Here is a 16,811-nt window from a genome sequence, read left to right as displayed (position 1 = left end):
GATCATGTCTATCGTCGTCTTCGGTGCGTCCGGAAATATCGGCAGCAACATTCGCAAAGAGGCCCTGTCGCGCGGCCATCGGGTGACAGCGGTAACACATGCCTCCGATGTGGAGCCTGCCGAACGCCTGACCGTTCTGAAAGCGGATATTGCCGACCCGGAGGAGGTGGCAAAGATCGTGGCCGGCCACGACGCGGTCATCAGCGCCTATAGTCCTGGTCTTCGTCGGCATTCGGCGGAAGATGCGGCGGTTCTCATCGAGAAAGCGCATGCCTCCCTTTTCGAAGGCGTCAAGCGCACGGGCGTTGGCCGCATCATCATCGTCGGCGGCGTTGGAAGCCTGGAGGCAAGCCCCGGCATCGACGTCGTCGACAGCGATTTTTATCCCGCCGAACACAAGGCCCATACCCTGCGCAACCGCGAGATCCTTCGCAGCTTGAAACGCGGCGAGCACGACCTCGACTGGACCTATGTCTCCCCGCCTCTCTCCATCAAATCCGGCGAGAGGACCGGCCGCTTCCGGCTCGGCGAAGATGCGCTGCTGCGCGACGAAGCGGGCGAAAGCCGGATCTCCGAAGCGGATTTCGCCATCGCCATTCTCGATGAACTCGACAAGAGACAGTTCATCCGCCGCCGTTTCACCGCGGCCTACTGAAGGACCTTCATTCGCATGCCCCGAACGCTCAACATCAATGTCGGCATCAATACTACCGGCTACCTGCCGGCCGCCTGGAAATACCGCAGCGGCAGCCGCCATGACATCTATGATCCGCAATACTACAGACGCCTGACCGAACTCGCCCACAAAGGTCGGTTTGACGCCGTGTTCTTTTCCGATCATCCGGCATTGATGACTGACCCGGACAGCCGGCCATTCCATACCATCGACCCGCTGATCCTCTGTACGGCGCTTGCGGCACAGGTGCCTGACATCGGCTTTGTCGCAACGATGTCGTCGACCTACAATTCGCCCTACAATCTTGCCCGCCGCACCCAATCGACCGACATCGTTTCCGGCGGCCGCCTGATCATCAACATCGTCTCCTCCTTCAATCCGAACGTGGCCGCCAATTTCGGCTCCGCACCGCTGCCTCCGAGAGCGGAGCGCTACGCGAAAGCGTCCGAATTCCTCGACGTCGCCAAGAAGCTCTGGGCGAGCTGGGATCCAGCCCGGGAAGGCGATGTGCCCGACGAACGGTTCTGGGATGCCGAGAGTGCGCATTCGATCGACCACGAGGGCGATCATTTCACCGTCAAGGGACCGCTGAATGTGCCGCGCGGCCCGCAGGGCCATCCGGTGATTGCGCAGGCGGGTGCGTCCGAAGGGGGCATCGAGCTCGCCGCCCGCCACGGCGAGATCATCTATTGCAACATCCTCTCCCGGCCGGCCGGCCAGGCCTTCGGCAAGAAGGTCAGGGATCGCGCCGCAGCGCTTGGTCGTGACCCCAAGGGTATCCGGATCGTGCCCGGGGTAGTGGTGATCCTCGGCGAGACGAAAGAAGAAGCCTTGCGCAAGCACGAACTCTTCAGCGGCGCCGGTTCGGAAGACGGCCTGATCGCACGGTTCGTCAAGGAGAACGGCATCGATCCTGACGGTTTCGATCCAGATGCGGCGCTGGATGCCGAGCGCTTTATCCCGGATCCCAACCGTCTTCAGGCGGTCGGTATGGGTCTCGGGCTTTCCGATCTGCTGACACATGAGAAACTAACGGCAAGGCAGGCAGTACGCCGCTCGGAGGGGCACCACCGTCTGCTGCTTGGAACGCCGGAAGAGGTTGCCGATGCGCTCATCGATCTTTGGGAGGACGGGACCGTCGACGGCTACACGCTTCAGCCGCCACGAGCGCCTGACGATATCGAGGAGTTCGTAAAGAAGGTCGTCCCCATCCTGCAGGACCGCGGTGTCTATCGCAGCCACTATGAAGAGCGAACCGTCAGGGAGCGCTACGGTCTGCCTTTTCCGGCTGATTGAAAACCAAAAACCGGCGAATCCCGCAGATATCTTGATTCTGGATATTGAGGCGAACGGCCTTACCGAAACCGTGGACGTCTTAAAACTCCTGACCTGCGACGCTGTAGGCCAAGTCTTATTCCCTTTGATACATTATGCGATCTTCTTGGCCCAAAAGGTACATTCTAATTTGAAGTGCGACATGCCAATGATTTCAATGGTTTCCCCTTGGAGATTTTGGCATGTCCCGACGCTATTCGCAGCTGAAGCTTGCCGATCGACGCCGCCTCTTCCACTTTGTCGAACGCAAGCTGCCGATCAAAGAAATGGCGCGCGACCTCGGTCGTCATCGATCGACGATCTATCGTGAGATCCGGCGCAACACCTTCCACGATCGCGAGCTGCCCGACTATAGCGGCTACTTCCCAACGGTTGCTGACGAGATCCGCAAGGAGCGGCGGCAGCGTTTGAGAAAGCTTGTGCGGCACCGGCAATTGCGCGAACTGGTGATCGAGCAGTTGAAGGCGCTTTGGTCCCCGGAACAGATCGCCGGTCGTCTGCTCGCCGATGGCGTGAGCGCCGTGCGGGTCTGTACCGAGACGATCTATCGCTTCATCTACGGCAAGGAAGATCAGGCGCTGGAGCTCTATCAGCATCTGGCGGAAGGTCGCCGCAAACGCCGCTCCCGCGGCTCGAGGAAACCCCGCGACGGCACTTTTCCTGCTGCCTGCAGGATATCGCAACGTCCTGATTTCATTGGTGATCGTTCGCAGTTCGGGCATTGGGAAGGCGACTTGTTGATCTTCCAACGTGACTTTGGGCAACGCCAACGTCACGTCCTTGGTTGAACGCAAGAGCCGCTACACCGTCATGATCAAGAACCCCAGCCGGCACTCACGACCGATCATGGACAAGATCATCGAAACGTTCTCTCCCTTGCCAGCCTTTGCCCGGCAGAGCTTCACCTTTGATCGCGGCACGGAGTTCGCCGGATTCAGGGCTTTGGAAGATGGCATCGGCGCGCGCAGCTGGTTTTGCGACCCCAGCGCGCCGTGGCAGAAAGGGGCGGTGGAGAACGCCAACAAGCGCATCCGCCGCTTCATGCCAGGCGATACCGACCTTGCAGGCGTGTCGCAACGCAAGCTCATCCAGCTTGCTCGCCATCTCAACGACCAGCCGAGAAAGTGCCTCGACTACAGAACACCGGCCGAAGTGTTTCGGGCACATTTGCAAGAGGGACGCTGAACCCCTACCCTGAAAACCGGCATGTTGCACTTCAGTTAGGATCTCCCAAAAGTGAACGTCACGGCAACAAGCCCCCCGACAGCCAGGGCCGAACGTACCTTCGCTGTTCAACCCCATACCGCCGCTCCTGCGCGCGGCCCATCCTCAGACAAGTTACCGGTCTCTGGGCCCAACCTCGTTTCACACTAACCCCACCCGCTTGGGTTTTTGCTGCGGTTGATACGGGTCCGCTTACGCCGGCGCGCTGTAGACTTCGTGCCCCTCAAAGATGGTCTTCAGTACCTGCGCTCCGGCGATCTCAGCAGCCGAAATTTCGTAGAGATCGCGGTCGAGCACGATAAAATCGGCCGACAAGCCCGGCGCTAGGCGCCCTGTTCGATCGCCGAGGCCCATTGCCGTGGCGCCGTTGCGCGTCATAAGCGGCAACGCCTGATCGAGGGTGATCGCCTCGTGTGGCCCATGAATTCCTTCAAACTGGCCGGTAGGATCACGGCGTGTCAGCAGGCCGGCGAGCGCATGCCACGGGTTGAGCTCTGGAAAGATCGTCATCCAGTCCGAGCCCAGCGCCATGTTCACGCCGGCTTCCAACATGGAGCGGATTGGCCAGACCGTTGCGTAACGTTCTTTGCCGACGACGCGCTCATGGGCGAGGCTAGCATGGTTGACGAACCACATGGGCGGACTGAGGTCAGCAACTATTCGCAACCGCTTCATACGCGAAAACTCCCGATGCGGAATGTATTGACCGTGGGCAATGTGGTGCCAGGGGCCACCGTCGCCGTTTTCGTCACGCACTCTCTCCACGGCATCGAGCACGCGTACAACGGCGGCGTCTCCCACCGCATGCACCTTTACACCGACGCCTTGCTTGTCGAAGGCCGCTATTTCGGCGAAAAGTTCCTCCGGTGAAAGATACATTTCGCCATACCCGTCTGTGCCGGGATACGGCTCAATCATGGCAGCAGTCTTCAGCGACGGCACGCCGTCGAGGAAGATCTTGGCATTCTCGGCAATCATGTGCGGCCCACAGACCTCCTTGCGGCGTGCAAGCAGCGCTTCCGAGCCAGGAGACCAAGTTGAACAGGTTCGGCTTGCCGAAAGCGTGAAGCCTGCCCAGGTCGACAGTTCTTCAGCATCATCCAGTGCTCGGAAAGCATCGATCATCTCCGGTGTCGACTGGGCGTCGACGAATCCGGTAACACCGACCGAATTGAAGTAGCGCATCGCGGCTCGCGCCACGTCGACCATCTCGCTGTCTCTAAGCACCGGAATCGCGGCATCGACGATCCACATCGCGTTCTCTTCGAGCAGCCCGGTAGCCTCGCCGCGAATGCGCACGATCCGACCGCCCGCAGGGTCCGGCGTCGCCGCGTCAATGCCCGCGCGTGCTAGCCCGGCCTCGTTGGCGAAAGCTCCATGCAGGCTGCTGTGGATGAGGAGCGTCGGACGGCCTCCGCTCGCTTCATCCAGTTGCCGCTTGGCATCGAGGCCAGCTCGTTGGATATCGGCGAGGGCACGCGCGCCATAGGCACTGCCAGTGAGCCATTCGCCTTCGCGCTTACCTGCAGCTGCCGCGCGGACCCGCGCCAAGATAGTCCCAAAGTCATCGCCGGCATCGATAACGAATGAGCGCAGGCGCGTCGTCATGCCGGTGATCACATGCAAATGGAAATCGAAGACACCAGGCATGACGAGGCGCCCGCCGAGATCGATCACCTTCGTTGTCGTTCCGATGAACGGCTTCAGTTCTGCCGCAGTACCGATAGCGAGGATGCGGCCCGCCGCGTCGACGGCGAGCGCTTCGGCTAAGGGGCGCTCCAGATCCATCGTCCGGATCGCGCCGTTGGTGTAAAGCGTGCTGGCTTCCATGTTATTTTGCACCCCTGCTCAGGCTTCGTATTTCGCGTCGGTCGAATTCGCAGTCGGATGGCGTGCGGCGATGGCACGCAAATGATGTTGGCCGACGACCTTGCTGGGCGCGGTCGCGGCACCCAGCCCCGCAATGAACACCCGATCTGCTGGAAATCCAGATACTCGGCCACCGCGACCGCATCAAAGTCGTGTTCTGCCGACGCAAGGGATATGATACCGATCAAGCCCCTGCTTAAACAACTTGCTGCAGTCCGGCTGCGCCGGCGCTGCAAGGGCTTGTGCAAGCCCTTGCGATTGTTTCGTATATGGCCAATATCGATCACGCTCCCCAGTAATTCTCAGCCCAGCTTCCCGCCCGAACGGGAATAGTCGTCCAGAGCCGTATCGAGTGCGCGTTTAAAACGATCGGCGATTTGGTCGATCTGTTGCGTGGTTGCGATGAGCGGCGGCGCAAAGGCAATGGCCGAACCAAGCGAGCGGCAGACGAGGCCGTTTTCGAAGGCGTGGTTCTGGACGCCAAGTCCGAACTGCAGTTCGGGCGAAAATGCCTCACGGCTCGTCTTGCTGCGCACCAGTTCCACGCCCCACATCAGGCCGACGCCACGGACCTCCCCTACGAGCGGGTGATCCACGAGAGGGTGCAGGAGCTTGCCCATGTGCTCCCCAAGCGCTTTAACGCCGTCGATAATGCCGTCTTCCTCGTAGATGCGCAAAGTTTCGACCCCGACAGCACAGGCCACCGGGTGAGCACCATAGGTGTATCCGTGGCCGAAGACGCCGATTTTCTCGCTCTGTGCCCTCATGCCTTCATAGATGCGCTCCGATAGGAGGATTGCCGACAGCGGCATGTATGCAGACGTCAATGCCTTCGCGCAGGTGATTATATCGGGTCGCATTTCATAGGTCTGCGCTCCCCACCAGTTGCCAGTCCGACCGAAGCCGGTAATGACTTCGTCGGCAATCAGGAGGACGTCGTGCTTCTTCAGGACCTTCTGGATCTTTTCAAAATAGGTCTTCGGCGGGAGCACCACACCACCAGTGCCCATGGCGGGTTCAGCGAAGAAGGCCGCGACTGTTTCGGGGCCCTCAGCAACGATCAGCGCGTCAAGTTCATCGGTCAGACGCGTTGCAAACTCCTCTTCGGTCTCGCCTGGCAAGCCATCGCGATAGAAGTGCGGGCAGGTCACATGCAGGAAGCCATCGAGCGGTAGGTTCCAGTCGCGATGCAAATGCGGTAAGCCGGTAATACTGGCGGATGCGATTGAGGTGCCGTGATAGGCGCGCTTGCGAGCAATGATCTTCTTTTTTTCCGGGCGCCCCTGCGAGTTGAAATAGTACCAAACAAGCTTGACTGCGGTGTCATTGGCCTCCGATCCGGAACTTTGAAAGAGAACCTTCGACATTGGCACTGGCGCCAACCGCAGCAGCCGATCGGACAACTCGATGGCCGGCTCGGTCGTTCGATGGGCGAAATTCTGGTAATAAGGCAGAGTATTCATCTGACGCGTTGCAGCCTCGACCAAGCGCTTTTCGCTCATGCCGAGAGCGGCGCACCACAGACCTGACATCCCTTCGATGTACTGCTTGCCGTCATCGTCGTAGACATAGGCGCCCTCACCGCGCGACATGATCGTCGGGCCCACCTTCTCGTGCAAAGCGAGATTGGTCTGGGGATGGATCTGCACGGCGATGTCGAGCGCGCGAAGCGAATTCTGAAGCATGGTTTCCTCCTGAGGGGCGACTGCTGCCAGTCGATGAATGATGGACCGCGAAGCTTATTGTTCGGCGGCCCTGGCCTTCGGCCTTTTGACGAATTGCGCGCCTATAAGGATCACGATCGAGGCGACCACCAGCATGGACGAAATAGCGGCCACGGTCGGGTCAACTTGGTCGCGAATGTTGGCGAACATGCGCTTGGTGAGCGTAGAGTTGGCGCCGCTGGAGACAAACAACGACACAATGACCTCGTCGAATGAGGTAATGAATGCAAACAGCATGCCGGACACGATTGAGATCCTGATCTGCGGCAGGGTGACGGTGAAGAAGGCCCAGGCCGGCGAAGCTCCAAGGCTGCGGGCAGCCCGCTCCTGGTTAAAATCGAAGCCCTGCAGACCATTGGTCACAGCAATCATGACAAAGGGGATTGCAAGCGTCGTATGAGCCAGGATGAGGCCCGTGAGCGTATTGTTCATACCAAGCTTTGCGAAGACGAAGAACACGCCGATCGCCACAAAGATCAGCGGTACCATCATTGGCAGGATGAGAACGCTGCGAATGACGAAATTGAACGGGTTCGTCGATTTGAAGAGGCCATAGCTTGCGAGCGTTCCCAGGATTGTCGCTAAGAGAGTAGTGGCGCCAGCCACTTTGAACGAGACGATTGCCGACTGCCGCCACTCCGGCGAGGAGAAGAACGCATCGTACCAGCGTAAACTCAGCACCCGGGGTGGAAACTCGAGATATTGGGAATCCGAAAAGGACATCGGAATGACGATCAGGCATGGAATGATCAGGAAGGCCAAGATGACCCCGACAAAGACATAGAGCCAAAGCCGCTCGCCGTGGGTGATCTGGGTGGAGGTGGCCGGAGATTTCAGCATCAGACGCCTCCTTTGGTTACGCTGGCGGCTTTAAACAGCGCGCTGACGATCCACAGAATGCTTCCGGTGACAACGAGAAGCACTACGCTCAGAGCGCTGGCCGCGCCCCAGTTTGCGAATTTGGCGATCATGTCGGCGATCTGAGTCGACCACATCGCCACTCGTCCGCCGCCAAGCAGAGCCGGCGTCAAATAGTAGCCAAGGCACAGTACGAAGATCAGCGCCACACCCGTCGCCACGCCCGGCAGTGACAAAGGCAGAAACACCTGCCGAAACGCCTGGGCCGGCGAAGCGCCGCAATTGGACGCCGCCCGCAAGAGAATGGGATCGATCGTCTTCATCGAGGCATAGAGGGGCAAGATCAGGAACGGCAGCATGATGTGCACCATGCCGATAACGGTACCCGTCAGATTGTTGACAAGTGGCAGCGGCTCAGAGATCAACCCAAGATTCGTCAGCCAGGTGTTGATCAGCCCCTGACGCTGCAGGAGAACGAGCCAGGCATAAGTGCGCACCAGCACCGAAGTCCAGAAGGGTAGGATGATGAAGATCATCAAAATCTGCGCCACCTTCTGCGGCAGTTGCGAAAGAAGGTACGACACCGGGTAGCCGAGCACGACGCAGACGATTGTGACGATCGCCGCGACTTTGAAGGTCGTCAGAAAGCTGTCGACATAGGCGGGGCGCAGCAAACGCGCATAGTTTTCTGCCGACAAAGCGCCCGATGCGTCATAGAGCGACATCCATGCGAGCCAGGCAAACGGGATAATAAGCACCAAGACGACCAATACGAACGCAGGAGCCGACAGCCCTATAAAAGTAAGCCCGGTCTTGCGGCGGGACCGCTGCAGGACGTCCGTATTGAGTTCAATTGAGGGCATATGAGTTTCCGCCATGGTCATGAGCGGGCCCCTTCGATGATGACGCTGGACTCCGGCGTCATCCAAAGGGCAAGGCGATCGCCAGGTTTCGGCAAGGAGGTCGCTTCCGCGCCGGTATGGCGGATGGAAATTTCCGTGCTTTGGGGCAGTTCGACTGACACCATATGGCTGTCACCAAGATAGATCACATCGATGACATTGCCTTCGATCCGATTGTCGCGCTCGGGAGTGCCGTGCCAGCGCAATCGCTCCGGGCGCACCATCAGGAAGATGTCGCTTGCGGACTTCGCCGGTGCGGCGCGAACTTTGAGTGGTTGACCACCCAACGCGAAATCCGAGCCATTTCTTTCAACCGGGACGAAACGGGTATCGCCCATGAAGCCGGCAACGAACTTGCAATTTGGCGCATCGTAGATGGCCCTTGGCGTATCCAACTGCATGACGCGGCCCCGATCGAGAACGGCGATACGGTCCGACATGGTCAGCGCTTCCTGCTGATCATGGGTGACATATACGGTCGTCATCCCGAGAGTACGATGCAGACGCTTCAGTTCGATTTGCATGTGCTCGCGCAAATTCTTGTCGAGCGCCGACAAGGGCTCATCCATCAGAAGCAGTTTTGGTTCGAATACGATGGCACGTGCCAATGCGACGCGCTGACGCTGACCGCCTGATAGTTCGTGAATGCGTCGCCCGGCGAGATGGGCCATATGCACGGTCTCAAGCGCTTTTGTCACTTTCGCCTGAATGGTCGAGGAATCCGCCTTTCTGAGCTTCAGCGGATATGCGACATTGGCGAACACGTCCATATGCGGAAACAAAGCATAGCTCTGGAATACCATGCCCAGGTCGCGCTTGTGCGGCGGCCGGGTGATGAACTCGGTATTGTCGACCAGCAGGCTACCGCTGTCCGGTCTCTCGAAGCCGGCAATGACGTTCAGGAGCGTGGTCTTACCCGAACCCGAGGGGCCGAGAAGCGTCAGGAATTCCCCGGCGGCGATATCGAGAGATATGCCGTCCAGCGCCTTGTAGCTCCCATAGGCCTTATAGATCTGGCGGATCGAAACTGCACCTGATGTCATTGCCGTTCTCCGTATGCGATCGACGTCAGTTCGACATCAACAGGCTGTAGTCCTCGCGAACGAGAGCATTATTGTCGCGCCACCAGTTGGCGTTCAAAAAGGTTTGCTTCTTGACGTTTTCCGGCGACATGTTCGACTTGGCCAGCACCTCGGGCGCGAACTTCTTGACCTCGAAGGCACGGCTGTTCGTTGGTCCGTAGTATGGCATCATTTCCGGAATGCGCGCCTGGACTTCGGGAGACACAACGCCAGCGATGAACTTTTGCGCCGCCTCAACGTTCTGCGATCCCTTTAGAATGGCCAGGCAGCCATAGCCGAGGACAGCGTCTTGATAGGTGAACTCAACGGGCGCGCCATCCTTGATGACATTGGCAACGCGGCTACCCCAAATTGCCATCATGTCGACTTCCTTGTCCTTGATCAGCTGCGCAGACTGTGCGCCGGAGGACCACCAGACGGCGACGTTCCCTTTGATCTTGTCCAGAGAGGCAAGCGCGCGCTTGGTGTCGAGCGGATAGAGCTTGTCCTTTTCCACACCGTCAGCCAGGAGTGCGATCTCCATCATCTCCTGCGGGTAGCTGCTCAACGCTCGGCGCCCTGGGAAATTCTCTACATCCCAAAGGTCCTTCCAGCCTTGCGGCTTCTTGTCCTTGTATACGTCTGTGCGCCAGGCGAGCACCACCGAATACGTGTTCGTCGCGATCCAGTTGTCGCCATAGCCGAGCTGGTCGAAACCAGTGGTGTCGATCACCTTGTAGTCGAGCGTTTCGAACAGGCCCTCTTTTCCGCCAACGGCGCATTCGTCGGCGCCGAGATGCACAACATCCCATGTCGGTGAACCCGATTGGACCTGAACCCGCACAGCCGCCAGACCGTCATGGGTCTCCTCACGCAGTTGAACTCCTGCCGCATCTGCCGCAGGCTGCCAGATAGTATTGCGCAGGTCGGTCTGTAGGTTACCGCCGAAACCGGCGATCGTCAGCGTCGTGTCGGCCGCGCTAGCAGGTACCGTCATCGACGCGATAAAGGCCGCACCAACGAGGCAGGCCGATTTATGCCGCAGTGAAATCATGTTTGCTCCTCCACGAAAACAGATCCGACCGTCCCGCCACTCCTCTGGCGAGATCATCGTGGTCGACAAGTCGTCGGCCACATGCCAATCTAGTTGACGAAATTAACTACATTGTTCACGTTGTCAACTAATTTTCTGCGCGACTTTGGCGAAACTGGCATCGCCGGAAGAAATCGAGCAGAAAGAGACCGATTCACACCCGGAGAGGAAACGACCGTGCAGAACCGCGATCAGCTGAATGAAAAATCAGGGGACTACTTCGATCGGCTCCACGAGCAGTCGGAAAAGGAACCTGATATCCGCGACCTTTTCAGCTTCCAGCTTCAGCGGTTGGCAGGACTTTCGACCCGCATTGCGGCCCTTTCCATTCGCCCCAAATACGGCATTACGCCACGGGAGTGGCGCGTTCTTGCGGTTCTGAAATACCTTGGAGAGGTGCCGCTACAGGAACTTGCGAAGCATAGCGGCCTTCTGAAAAGCCAAATGAGCCGTACCGTGTCGGCAATGATTGAGCGCGGCTACATCGCCAAGACTGCCAACCCCCAGGACGGACGCAGCATCCTGTTGACGTTAAGCCCAGAAGGCCTGGCACTGTCGCGAAGCATCCTTGAAGACTCCTTCGAGCGTAACGAGGAAATGCTCGCCACCTTGAGCCGCGCCGAGCAACAAATCCTTGTCGAGCTCCTGCGCCGCGTTACCCGCACAAGCAGCAAATATTATCACGAACTGCGCAACACCGCCTCACAGTCAGACCTCAAGAGCCTGGAGGAAGAGTGAGGCACGTCGCTGCCATGGATAAGAAATTAGTTGACATTGTGAACGAATAAATACATTTCTGTCGTCAAGCCGAACGGAGGTGAGGCATGGCGAGCGAAATCACAATCTGCGAATGCTTTGCGCGAGACGGACTGCAGCATGAGGCTGTTTCGACGTCTACGGCCGACAAGATCGCATTGATCAATGCGTTCTCGGATGCCGGCTTTCCCAGGATTGAAGCAACAAGCTACAGCAGCCCGGTGCACGTCCCTGTCTTTGCAGACGCGTCGCAGGTTCTGGCCGGCATCACCAGACGCAAGGGCACGCGCTACAAGGCCACCTGCCCCAACATTAAAGCTGTTCAACGCGCGATTACCGATCTCGATGCCGGACATGGTACCGAAGAAATCAGCCTGCTGGTTTCTGCCACCGAAGCCCATACCCAGCGCAACCTTAGAACTACCCGAGAATTGCAGTGGGCGAATGTCGCGGAAATGGTGAAATTGGCGGATGGCCGCTTCCGGCTGATCGGGGTGATTTCCATGGCCCTTGGCTGCCCCTTCGAAGGCAAGGTCGATCCGTCGAGTGTGCTTGCTGACCTCGCCCGTTTTTCGCAACTCGGTGTGCACCACGTTTCCGTCTGCGATACGACAGGGCATGGCACACCGGCGTCGATAAAAGGCCTCTTTAAGCGGATCGCCCACGAACTCCCGGATATGACCCCGATCGCCCATTTCCACGACAGTCGCGGAACGGGGCTTGCCAACTGCTACGCCGCCTATGAGTCAGGTTGCCGTTGGTTCGACAGTGCGATGGGCGGCGTCGGCGGCCACCCGGCACAAATCAAATACGGCGAAGGTTTCACGGGCAACGTCGCCACAGAAGACCTCGTCAACCTGTTCGAAGCCGAAGGGATCGAGACCGGTCTTGACCTGGAGAAATTGCAAGAGGCCTCCCGTCGCTGCGAGGCCATCCTCAAACGTGAACTTTTAAGCCGGGTCGCGCGCAGCGGCTTTGGCCATCTGGCAGCATAGGGTTAGGGCATGAACGTTCCATCTTCTACCGTTCTTCTCGCCGAGACACGCGGCGCGGTGCGCATCGTTACGATGAACCGCCCCGAAAAGCTCAACGCGTTGAATACCGAACTCACCCAAGCGATCCACGACGCGCTTTTGGCCGCGGATGCGGATCCCGCGATCCGCGCGATCGTGTTGGCCGGGAATGGTCGTGCTTTTTGCGCTGGCGCCGACCTGTCAGAGTTCGAGACGCTGACGCCGGGAAATCAGGATCTGGTCGAAAAGCGCGCAGATTTGACGTGCCGAACGCAGGCAATGATGCAAAGCCTGTCGAAGCCCATCGTTTCCGCAGTGCAGGGCGCTGCCGTCGGCGGCGGTGCGGGCCTTGCCATCGGCTGCGACATGATGGTGGCGGCGACCAACCTAAAATTTGGCTATCCCGAGCTGAAGCATTCCATTGTGCCAGCACTGGTCATGACTGGGCTGCAGCGGTCACTGGGTCGCAAGGCTGCTTTCGAGATGATCAGCCTCGGCCGGTTGATTGGTGCGGATGAAGCTATGTCACTTGGCCTGTGCAACCGCGTTGTGCCCCCCGACGGGATTCTCGCGGCGGCGGTCGAGATAGCAGAGGCGTGGGCGACGGCCAACCCGCTCGCCATGGCAGCAGCAAAGACGCTCTACTATCAGGTGGAAGACCTCCCCTACCCTCAAGCCATGGCCGCTGGCCGCGAGCTTAATGCTAAAATGCGCAGTTTCCGCACGGAGGCCAAATGAAACCGCTTGAAGGCATCCGTATTCTCGACTTCTCTCGCGTCCTGGCAGGCCCGATGGCGACCCAGATTCTCGCTGAGTTGGGCGCAACGGTCACAAAGGTGGAACGCCCGGGTGGCGGCGATGAATCGCGCGTCTTCGAGCCGCGTCTTCCCGGCGGCGAAAGCGCCTACTTCTTTGCTTTTAATCGCGGCAAGCGATCGTTGACGCTTAATCTGAAGTCGCCAAAGGCTCAGCAGATCGCAGCACGGCTCGCAGCGCAGCACGATGTAGTGCTGGAGAACTTCCTTCCCGGCGACATGGATCGCTTCGATCTTGGCTTCGGCAAACTCTCGGCGCTCAATCCAGGCCTTATCTATGTTTCCAATACCGGCTTCGGCCAGACCGGACCGTATCGAGAGCGCGCCGGCTACGACACGGTGTTTCAAGCATTATCCGGTATCATGCACCTGACTGGCCATCCCGATACGCCGCCGGCCAAGGCTGGCGTGCCGATCGCCGACTTGACCGCCGGCCTGTGGATCGCGATCGCCATTCTAACCGGCCTCGTCGGCAGGGGCCGCAGTGGTAAGGGGTGCCATATCGACCTTGCGATGATGGATGTGCAGGCAAGTCTGCTTGCGCTGGCCGCCGCGCGCCTTTTCGCGTTGGACGAAGATATTGGTCGCTCCGGGACAGAGCATCCGGGCCGCGTTCCCTCAGCAGCTTTCCAGTGCCGCGATGGCGGATGGCTGCATATCAGCGGCAGCGATCAGCATTGGGGACGACTGTGTGACGTCCTAGGCCTGTCTGAGCTCGGCGCCGACCCCGCCTTCGCCAAGAACGGCGGGCGAGTGGCCAATCGAAAAAGAGTGATGGACGAGATGCGCACGGCGATTGCGGCACGTGAGCGCGCGCCGCTGGCCGAAGCGCTACGCGCAGTCGGCATACCGGCCGGCGAAGTCAACACGACGCGGCAGATCCTTGATGATCCGCATATGCTGGCGCGCGGTATGGTAGGCACGTTCGAACACCCGGCGGAAGGCACGTTCAAGGCACTTCGCACGCCTGTGAATTTCGAAGGTTTCGACAGCCCCGAGATAGGCTGTCCACCGCTGCTTGGCGCCGACACCGAGACCATTTTGAGAGACGAGATGAACCTGACCGACGCTGAGATTGCGGCGCTTCGGAAGGAAGGAGCTATCGGATGAGCCTCGATGCTGTATCGGTAACGCAGGACGGGGCCATCGCGCGCGTTGTCCTGAACCGCCCGCAGTCCCGCAACGCGGTCAATCTTGAAATGTGCATCGCGCTTCGCGAGGCATTTCAACGCCTGGACTCAAAGCCAGATGTCCGCGTCATTCTGCTTTCCGCCAACGGTCCAGTATTCTGTGCAGGCGCGGACCTGAAGGAACGCGCCGACAAGGACGAAGCTTGGGTGCTTGCGCGCCGGCAGGCCTCCTTCGCCGCCTATGACGCGATCGGCCGCTGCGGTAAGCCGATTGTCGCGCTGACGCAGGGGCCGGTCGTCGGCTCCGGCGGTGAGATTCTCATGAGTTGCGACTTCGTCATCGCGTCTGAGAACACGACATTCCGCTTCCCGGAACCACAATGGGGCACGGTTGGCGCCACCCAGCGCCTCCAGCGGGTGATTGGACGCATGAACGCTAAGGAACTGCTCTTCACCGGTCGAATCATGCCGGTTGACGAAGCCTATCAACGCGGCCTCGTCGCGCGGGTCGTGCCGGCGGACGAACTGGAGAAGGTAGGGCAGGAAATCGCCGAAAGCATTGCCGCAGCACCACCACTTGCGATGGCGTTGTCCAAACAGGCTGTTGACCTCGGCCATGAAACCAACCTTGGCAACGGTATCCGAATCGAAATGGCAGCGATCGAACGCTGCCTTGCCGATGGTAACTGGCGCTCCGGCATCGAAAAGTTCTCCGAAGTCGTTGGCAGTGGGAGCGGCAAATGAGCGATCTCGATCTCCACGCCACTTGCCCCTTGACGATCTCTGCCGCGTTACGCCGTTCGTCGACCATTGCGCCGGATGTCGAAGCGATCGTCGCAAGCGACGGCAGGCTGACATATCAAGAACTCGAAACAAGAGTTGCCGACGCCCGCGATGCGCTTTTCGCAGCGGGCGTGCGCAAGGGAGATCATGTCGGCCTGTGCCTCGGGAATTCCATCGAATGGGTCGTCATCTTCCTGGCGATCGGATCGATGGGAGCCGTGACCGTCCCCATCAATACCCGTTTCGTTACCGCCGAAATGGCGTATGCGCTGAAGCAGTCGCGCGTGACCACGCTCGTTACCTGCGATCGTTTCCTCAAGATCGACTTCATCTCAATGCTCCGCGAGGTGTGTCCAGGCCTAGATAGTGCGCTTCCCCACGATGCCCTGCCCGACCTGCAGCGAGTTCTGGTGATTGGGGACAATGTTCCTTCTGCCGCGGAAAACTTTCGTGAGCTGTGCGCAAGCACGCTGGTGCGCACGAAACCGGAGGACAACGCCGACGACGTCCTCCTCATTCAATACACATCCGGCACAACCTCCTTCCCCAAGGGCGTGTTGCTTCGGCATCGCAACATGTTGCCGAATGCCTTCTTCTCCGGCCTGCGAATGGGGTTGCGGCCTGGTGACCGTTTCCACAGTGCCCGCCCGTTTTTCCATGTCGCGGGCACCACGCTGTCGATCCTCTCATGTCTGCAGCATGCGGTGACCCTGGTAAGCATGGACCGCTTCGAGCCCGGCGAGGCGCTTCGCCTGATGGAAAGGGAGCGCTGCACGCATTTCTCGGGCAACGACACCATGGCGCTGATGCTCCTCACACATCCCGACCTGCCGTCGCGCCACCTCAACCTGCGCGGCGCATGGCTTGCAGCCTCCCCCACGATCGTTCGTCGTGTGATCGACGAGCTTGGCGCACGCGAATGCGTCGTTGGCTACGGGCTGTCGGAAGCCTCCCCTAACGTAGCGCAGTCTTGTTGGTGGGAGCCAGAGGAGGTTCGCGTCAGCGCGGCCATGCGGGTTCAAACCGGAGTCGATGTCCGCATCCGCACTGAAGAGGGGCGTAATGCTGGACCGGACGAACCTGGCGAGATCCATGTTCGCGGCTGGAACGTCATGAAGGGCTATTTCGACAAACTGGAAGAAACCGCAGCCGCGCTGTCCGCCGATGGCTGGCTATCGACGGGTGACCTTGGCGCACTCGATACCACCGGGCGGCTAAGATTTCTCGGCAGGGCGAAGGAAATCGTGCGCGTAGGTGGCGAGAACGTATCGCCCGCCGATGTCGAAAACGTGCTGCACCAGAACAGGCTGATCCGCCAGGCGGCCGTGGTTGGCGTGCCGGATGAACGTCTCGTCGAGGTCACCGCCGCCTTCATCATTCTCAATGATGGCTGCACGGCAACGGAGGCGGAGATCATCGAGTGGTCGAAGCGGGAAATGGCGGGCTTCAAGGTGCCGCGCCACGTCTGGATCGTCGAGGATTTCGAGTCGATCGGCATGACAGCCAGTTCCAAAATTCAGAAGAAGCAACTTGCCGCCCACGCGCGCAAACTCGTGGGCATCGAGAGCTGAC

The 16,811-nt window shown here is 59.4% G+C and carries 14 protein-coding genes and 1 pseudogene; 9 read left to right on the top strand and 6 right to left on the bottom strand.

Features of this window, described 5'->3' with window-relative positions; translation table 11 throughout:
- Positions 1-4: 4 nt before the first annotated feature.
- The 3 genes and pseudogenes from ASE60_RS04905 to ASE60_RS04895 all read left to right on the top strand — a co-directional run bounded on the left by ASE60_RS04905 (position 5) and on the right by ASE60_RS04895 (position 3,196).
- Positions 5-655 carry an NAD(P)-dependent oxidoreductase gene (locus ASE60_RS04905; RefSeq protein ID WP_057248614.1) on the top strand — a complete coding sequence of 217 codons (651 nt, stop codon included), beginning with the start codon at positions 5-7 and terminating at the stop codon, positions 653-655.
- A gap of 15 nt (positions 656-670) precedes the next feature.
- Positions 671-1,972 (top strand): NtaA/DmoA family FMN-dependent monooxygenase, encoded by a 1,302-nt coding sequence (locus ASE60_RS04900; RefSeq protein ID WP_057248613.1) that lies wholly within the window; start codon positions 671-673, stop codon positions 1,970-1,972.
- Positions 1,973-2,193: 221 nt separating this feature from the next.
- A pseudogene (locus ASE60_RS04895) lies at positions 2,194-3,196 on the top strand (IS30 family transposase).
- Positions 3,197-3,427: 231 nt separating this feature from the next.
- Here the strand turns inward: ASE60_RS04895 and ASE60_RS04890 are convergent.
- The 6 genes from ASE60_RS04890 to ASE60_RS04865 form a co-directional block, all read right to left on the bottom strand.
- Positions 3,428-5,065 carry an amidohydrolase gene (locus tag ASE60_RS04890; RefSeq protein WP_057248612.1) on the bottom strand — a complete coding sequence of 546 codons (1,638 nt, stop codon included), beginning with the start codon at positions 5,063-5,065 and terminating at the stop codon, positions 3,428-3,430.
- Between the two features lie 341 nt (positions 5,066-5,406).
- Positions 5,407-6,789, bottom strand: coding sequence for an aspartate aminotransferase family protein (locus ASE60_RS04885; protein WP_057248611.1), 1,383 nt, complete (start codon positions 6,787-6,789; stop codon positions 5,407-5,409).
- Positions 6,790-6,843: 54 nt separating this feature from the next.
- Entirely contained in the window at positions 6,844-7,668 is an 825-nt protein-coding gene (locus tag ASE60_RS04880; RefSeq protein WP_057248610.1) for an ABC transporter permease, read from the bottom strand.
- A complete protein-coding gene (locus ASE60_RS04875; RefSeq protein WP_082615738.1) occupies positions 7,668-8,570 on the bottom strand; it encodes an ABC transporter permease in 903 nt (300 codons plus the stop codon). The genes ASE60_RS04880 and ASE60_RS04875 overlap by 1 nt, the downstream gene beginning before the upstream one ends.
- Entirely contained in the window at positions 8,567-9,631 is a 1,065-nt protein-coding gene (locus ASE60_RS04870; RefSeq protein ID WP_057248608.1) for an ABC transporter ATP-binding protein, read from the bottom strand. Before ASE60_RS04870 ends, ASE60_RS04875 begins: the two co-directional genes overlap by 4 nt.
- A 25-nt stretch (positions 9,632-9,656) precedes the next feature.
- Positions 9,657-10,703 (bottom strand): ABC transporter substrate-binding protein, encoded by a 1,047-nt coding sequence (locus ASE60_RS04865; RefSeq protein WP_057248607.1) that lies wholly within the window; start codon positions 10,701-10,703, stop codon positions 9,657-9,659.
- Between the two features lie 216 nt (positions 10,704-10,919).
- Here ASE60_RS04865 and ASE60_RS04860 point away from each other — a divergent pair, with 216 nt between their 5' ends.
- The 6 genes from ASE60_RS04860 (at position 10,920) to ASE60_RS04835 (ending at position 16,810) form a co-directional block, all read left to right on the top strand.
- Positions 10,920-11,480: a MarR family transcriptional regulator gene (locus ASE60_RS04860; protein WP_057248606.1), complete on the top strand. Its 561-nt coding sequence runs from the start codon at positions 10,920-10,922 to the stop codon at positions 11,478-11,480.
- An 86-nt stretch (positions 11,481-11,566) separates the two neighbouring features.
- Positions 11,567-12,493: a hydroxymethylglutaryl-CoA lyase gene (locus tag ASE60_RS04855; RefSeq protein ID WP_057248605.1), complete on the top strand. Its 927-nt coding sequence runs from the start codon at positions 11,567-11,569 to the stop codon at positions 12,491-12,493.
- A gap of 9 nt (positions 12,494-12,502) precedes the next feature.
- The gene (locus ASE60_RS04850; protein ID WP_057248604.1) at positions 12,503-13,249 is read left to right on the top strand and encodes an enoyl-CoA hydratase/isomerase family protein; all 747 of its coding nucleotides are present in this window, start codon (positions 12,503-12,505) and stop codon (positions 13,247-13,249) included.
- Positions 13,246-14,436 (top strand): CoA transferase, encoded by a 1,191-nt coding sequence (locus tag ASE60_RS04845; RefSeq protein ID WP_057248603.1) that lies wholly within the window; start codon positions 13,246-13,248, stop codon positions 14,434-14,436. The genes ASE60_RS04850 and ASE60_RS04845 overlap by 4 nt, the downstream gene beginning before the upstream one ends.
- Entirely contained in the window at positions 14,433-15,200 is a 768-nt protein-coding gene (locus tag ASE60_RS04840; protein ID WP_057248602.1) for an enoyl-CoA hydratase/isomerase family protein, read from the top strand. The genes ASE60_RS04845 and ASE60_RS04840 overlap by 4 nt, the downstream gene beginning before the upstream one ends.
- On the top strand, positions 15,197-16,810 hold the full coding sequence (locus ASE60_RS04835) for an AMP-binding protein (protein ID WP_057248601.1): 1,614 nt from the start codon (positions 15,197-15,199) through the stop codon (positions 16,808-16,810). Before ASE60_RS04840 ends, ASE60_RS04835 begins: the two co-directional genes overlap by 4 nt.
- Position 16,811: the final 1 nt, after the last annotated feature.

Source organism: Ensifer sp. Root278 (assembly GCF_001429285.1).
Classification (GTDB): domain Bacteria; phylum Pseudomonadota; class Alphaproteobacteria; order Rhizobiales; family Rhizobiaceae; genus Ensifer.
The sequence above is the reverse complement of the archived record's forward strand: the minus strand, read 5'-3'. Positions and strand labels throughout refer to the sequence as shown.

Coding starts and splice junctions, on each gene's coding strand:
- ASE60_RS04900 (WP_057248613.1), top strand. CDS start 671: ATGCCCCGAACGCTCAACATCAATGTCGGCATCAATACTACCGGCTAC.
- ASE60_RS04870 (WP_057248608.1), bottom strand. CDS start 9,631: ATGACATCAGGTGCAGTTTCGATCCGCCAGATCTATAAGGCCTATGGG.
- ASE60_RS04855 (WP_057248605.1), top strand. CDS start 11,567: ATGGCGAGCGAAATCACAATCTGCGAATGCTTTGCGCGAGACGGACTG.
- ASE60_RS04840 (WP_057248602.1), top strand. CDS start 14,433: ATGAGCCTCGATGCTGTATCGGTAACGCAGGACGGGGCCATCGCGCGC.
- ASE60_RS04880 (WP_057248610.1), bottom strand. CDS start 7,668: ATGCTGAAATCTCCGGCCACCTCCACCCAGATCACCCACGGCGAGCGG.
- ASE60_RS04875 (WP_082615738.1), bottom strand. CDS start 8,570: ATGACCATGGCGGAAACTCATATGCCCTCAATTGAACTCAATACGGAC.
- ASE60_RS04835 (WP_057248601.1), top strand. CDS start 15,197: ATGAGCGATCTCGATCTCCACGCCACTTGCCCCTTGACGATCTCTGCC.
- ASE60_RS04865 (WP_057248607.1), bottom strand. CDS start 10,703: ATGATTTCACTGCGGCATAAATCGGCCTGCCTCGTTGGTGCGGCCTTT.
- ASE60_RS04845 (WP_057248603.1), top strand. CDS start 13,246: ATGAAACCGCTTGAAGGCATCCGTATTCTCGACTTCTCTCGCGTCCTG.
- ASE60_RS04885 (WP_057248611.1), bottom strand. CDS start 6,789: ATGCTTCAGAATTCGCTTCGCGCGCTCGACATCGCCGTGCAGATCCAT.
- ASE60_RS04850 (WP_057248604.1), top strand. CDS start 12,503: ATGAACGTTCCATCTTCTACCGTTCTTCTCGCCGAGACACGCGGCGCG.
- ASE60_RS04905 (WP_057248614.1), top strand. CDS start 5: ATGTCTATCGTCGTCTTCGGTGCGTCCGGAAATATCGGCAGCAACATT.
- ASE60_RS04890 (WP_057248612.1), bottom strand. CDS start 5,065: ATGGAAGCCAGCACGCTTTACACCAACGGCGCGATCCGGACGATGGAT.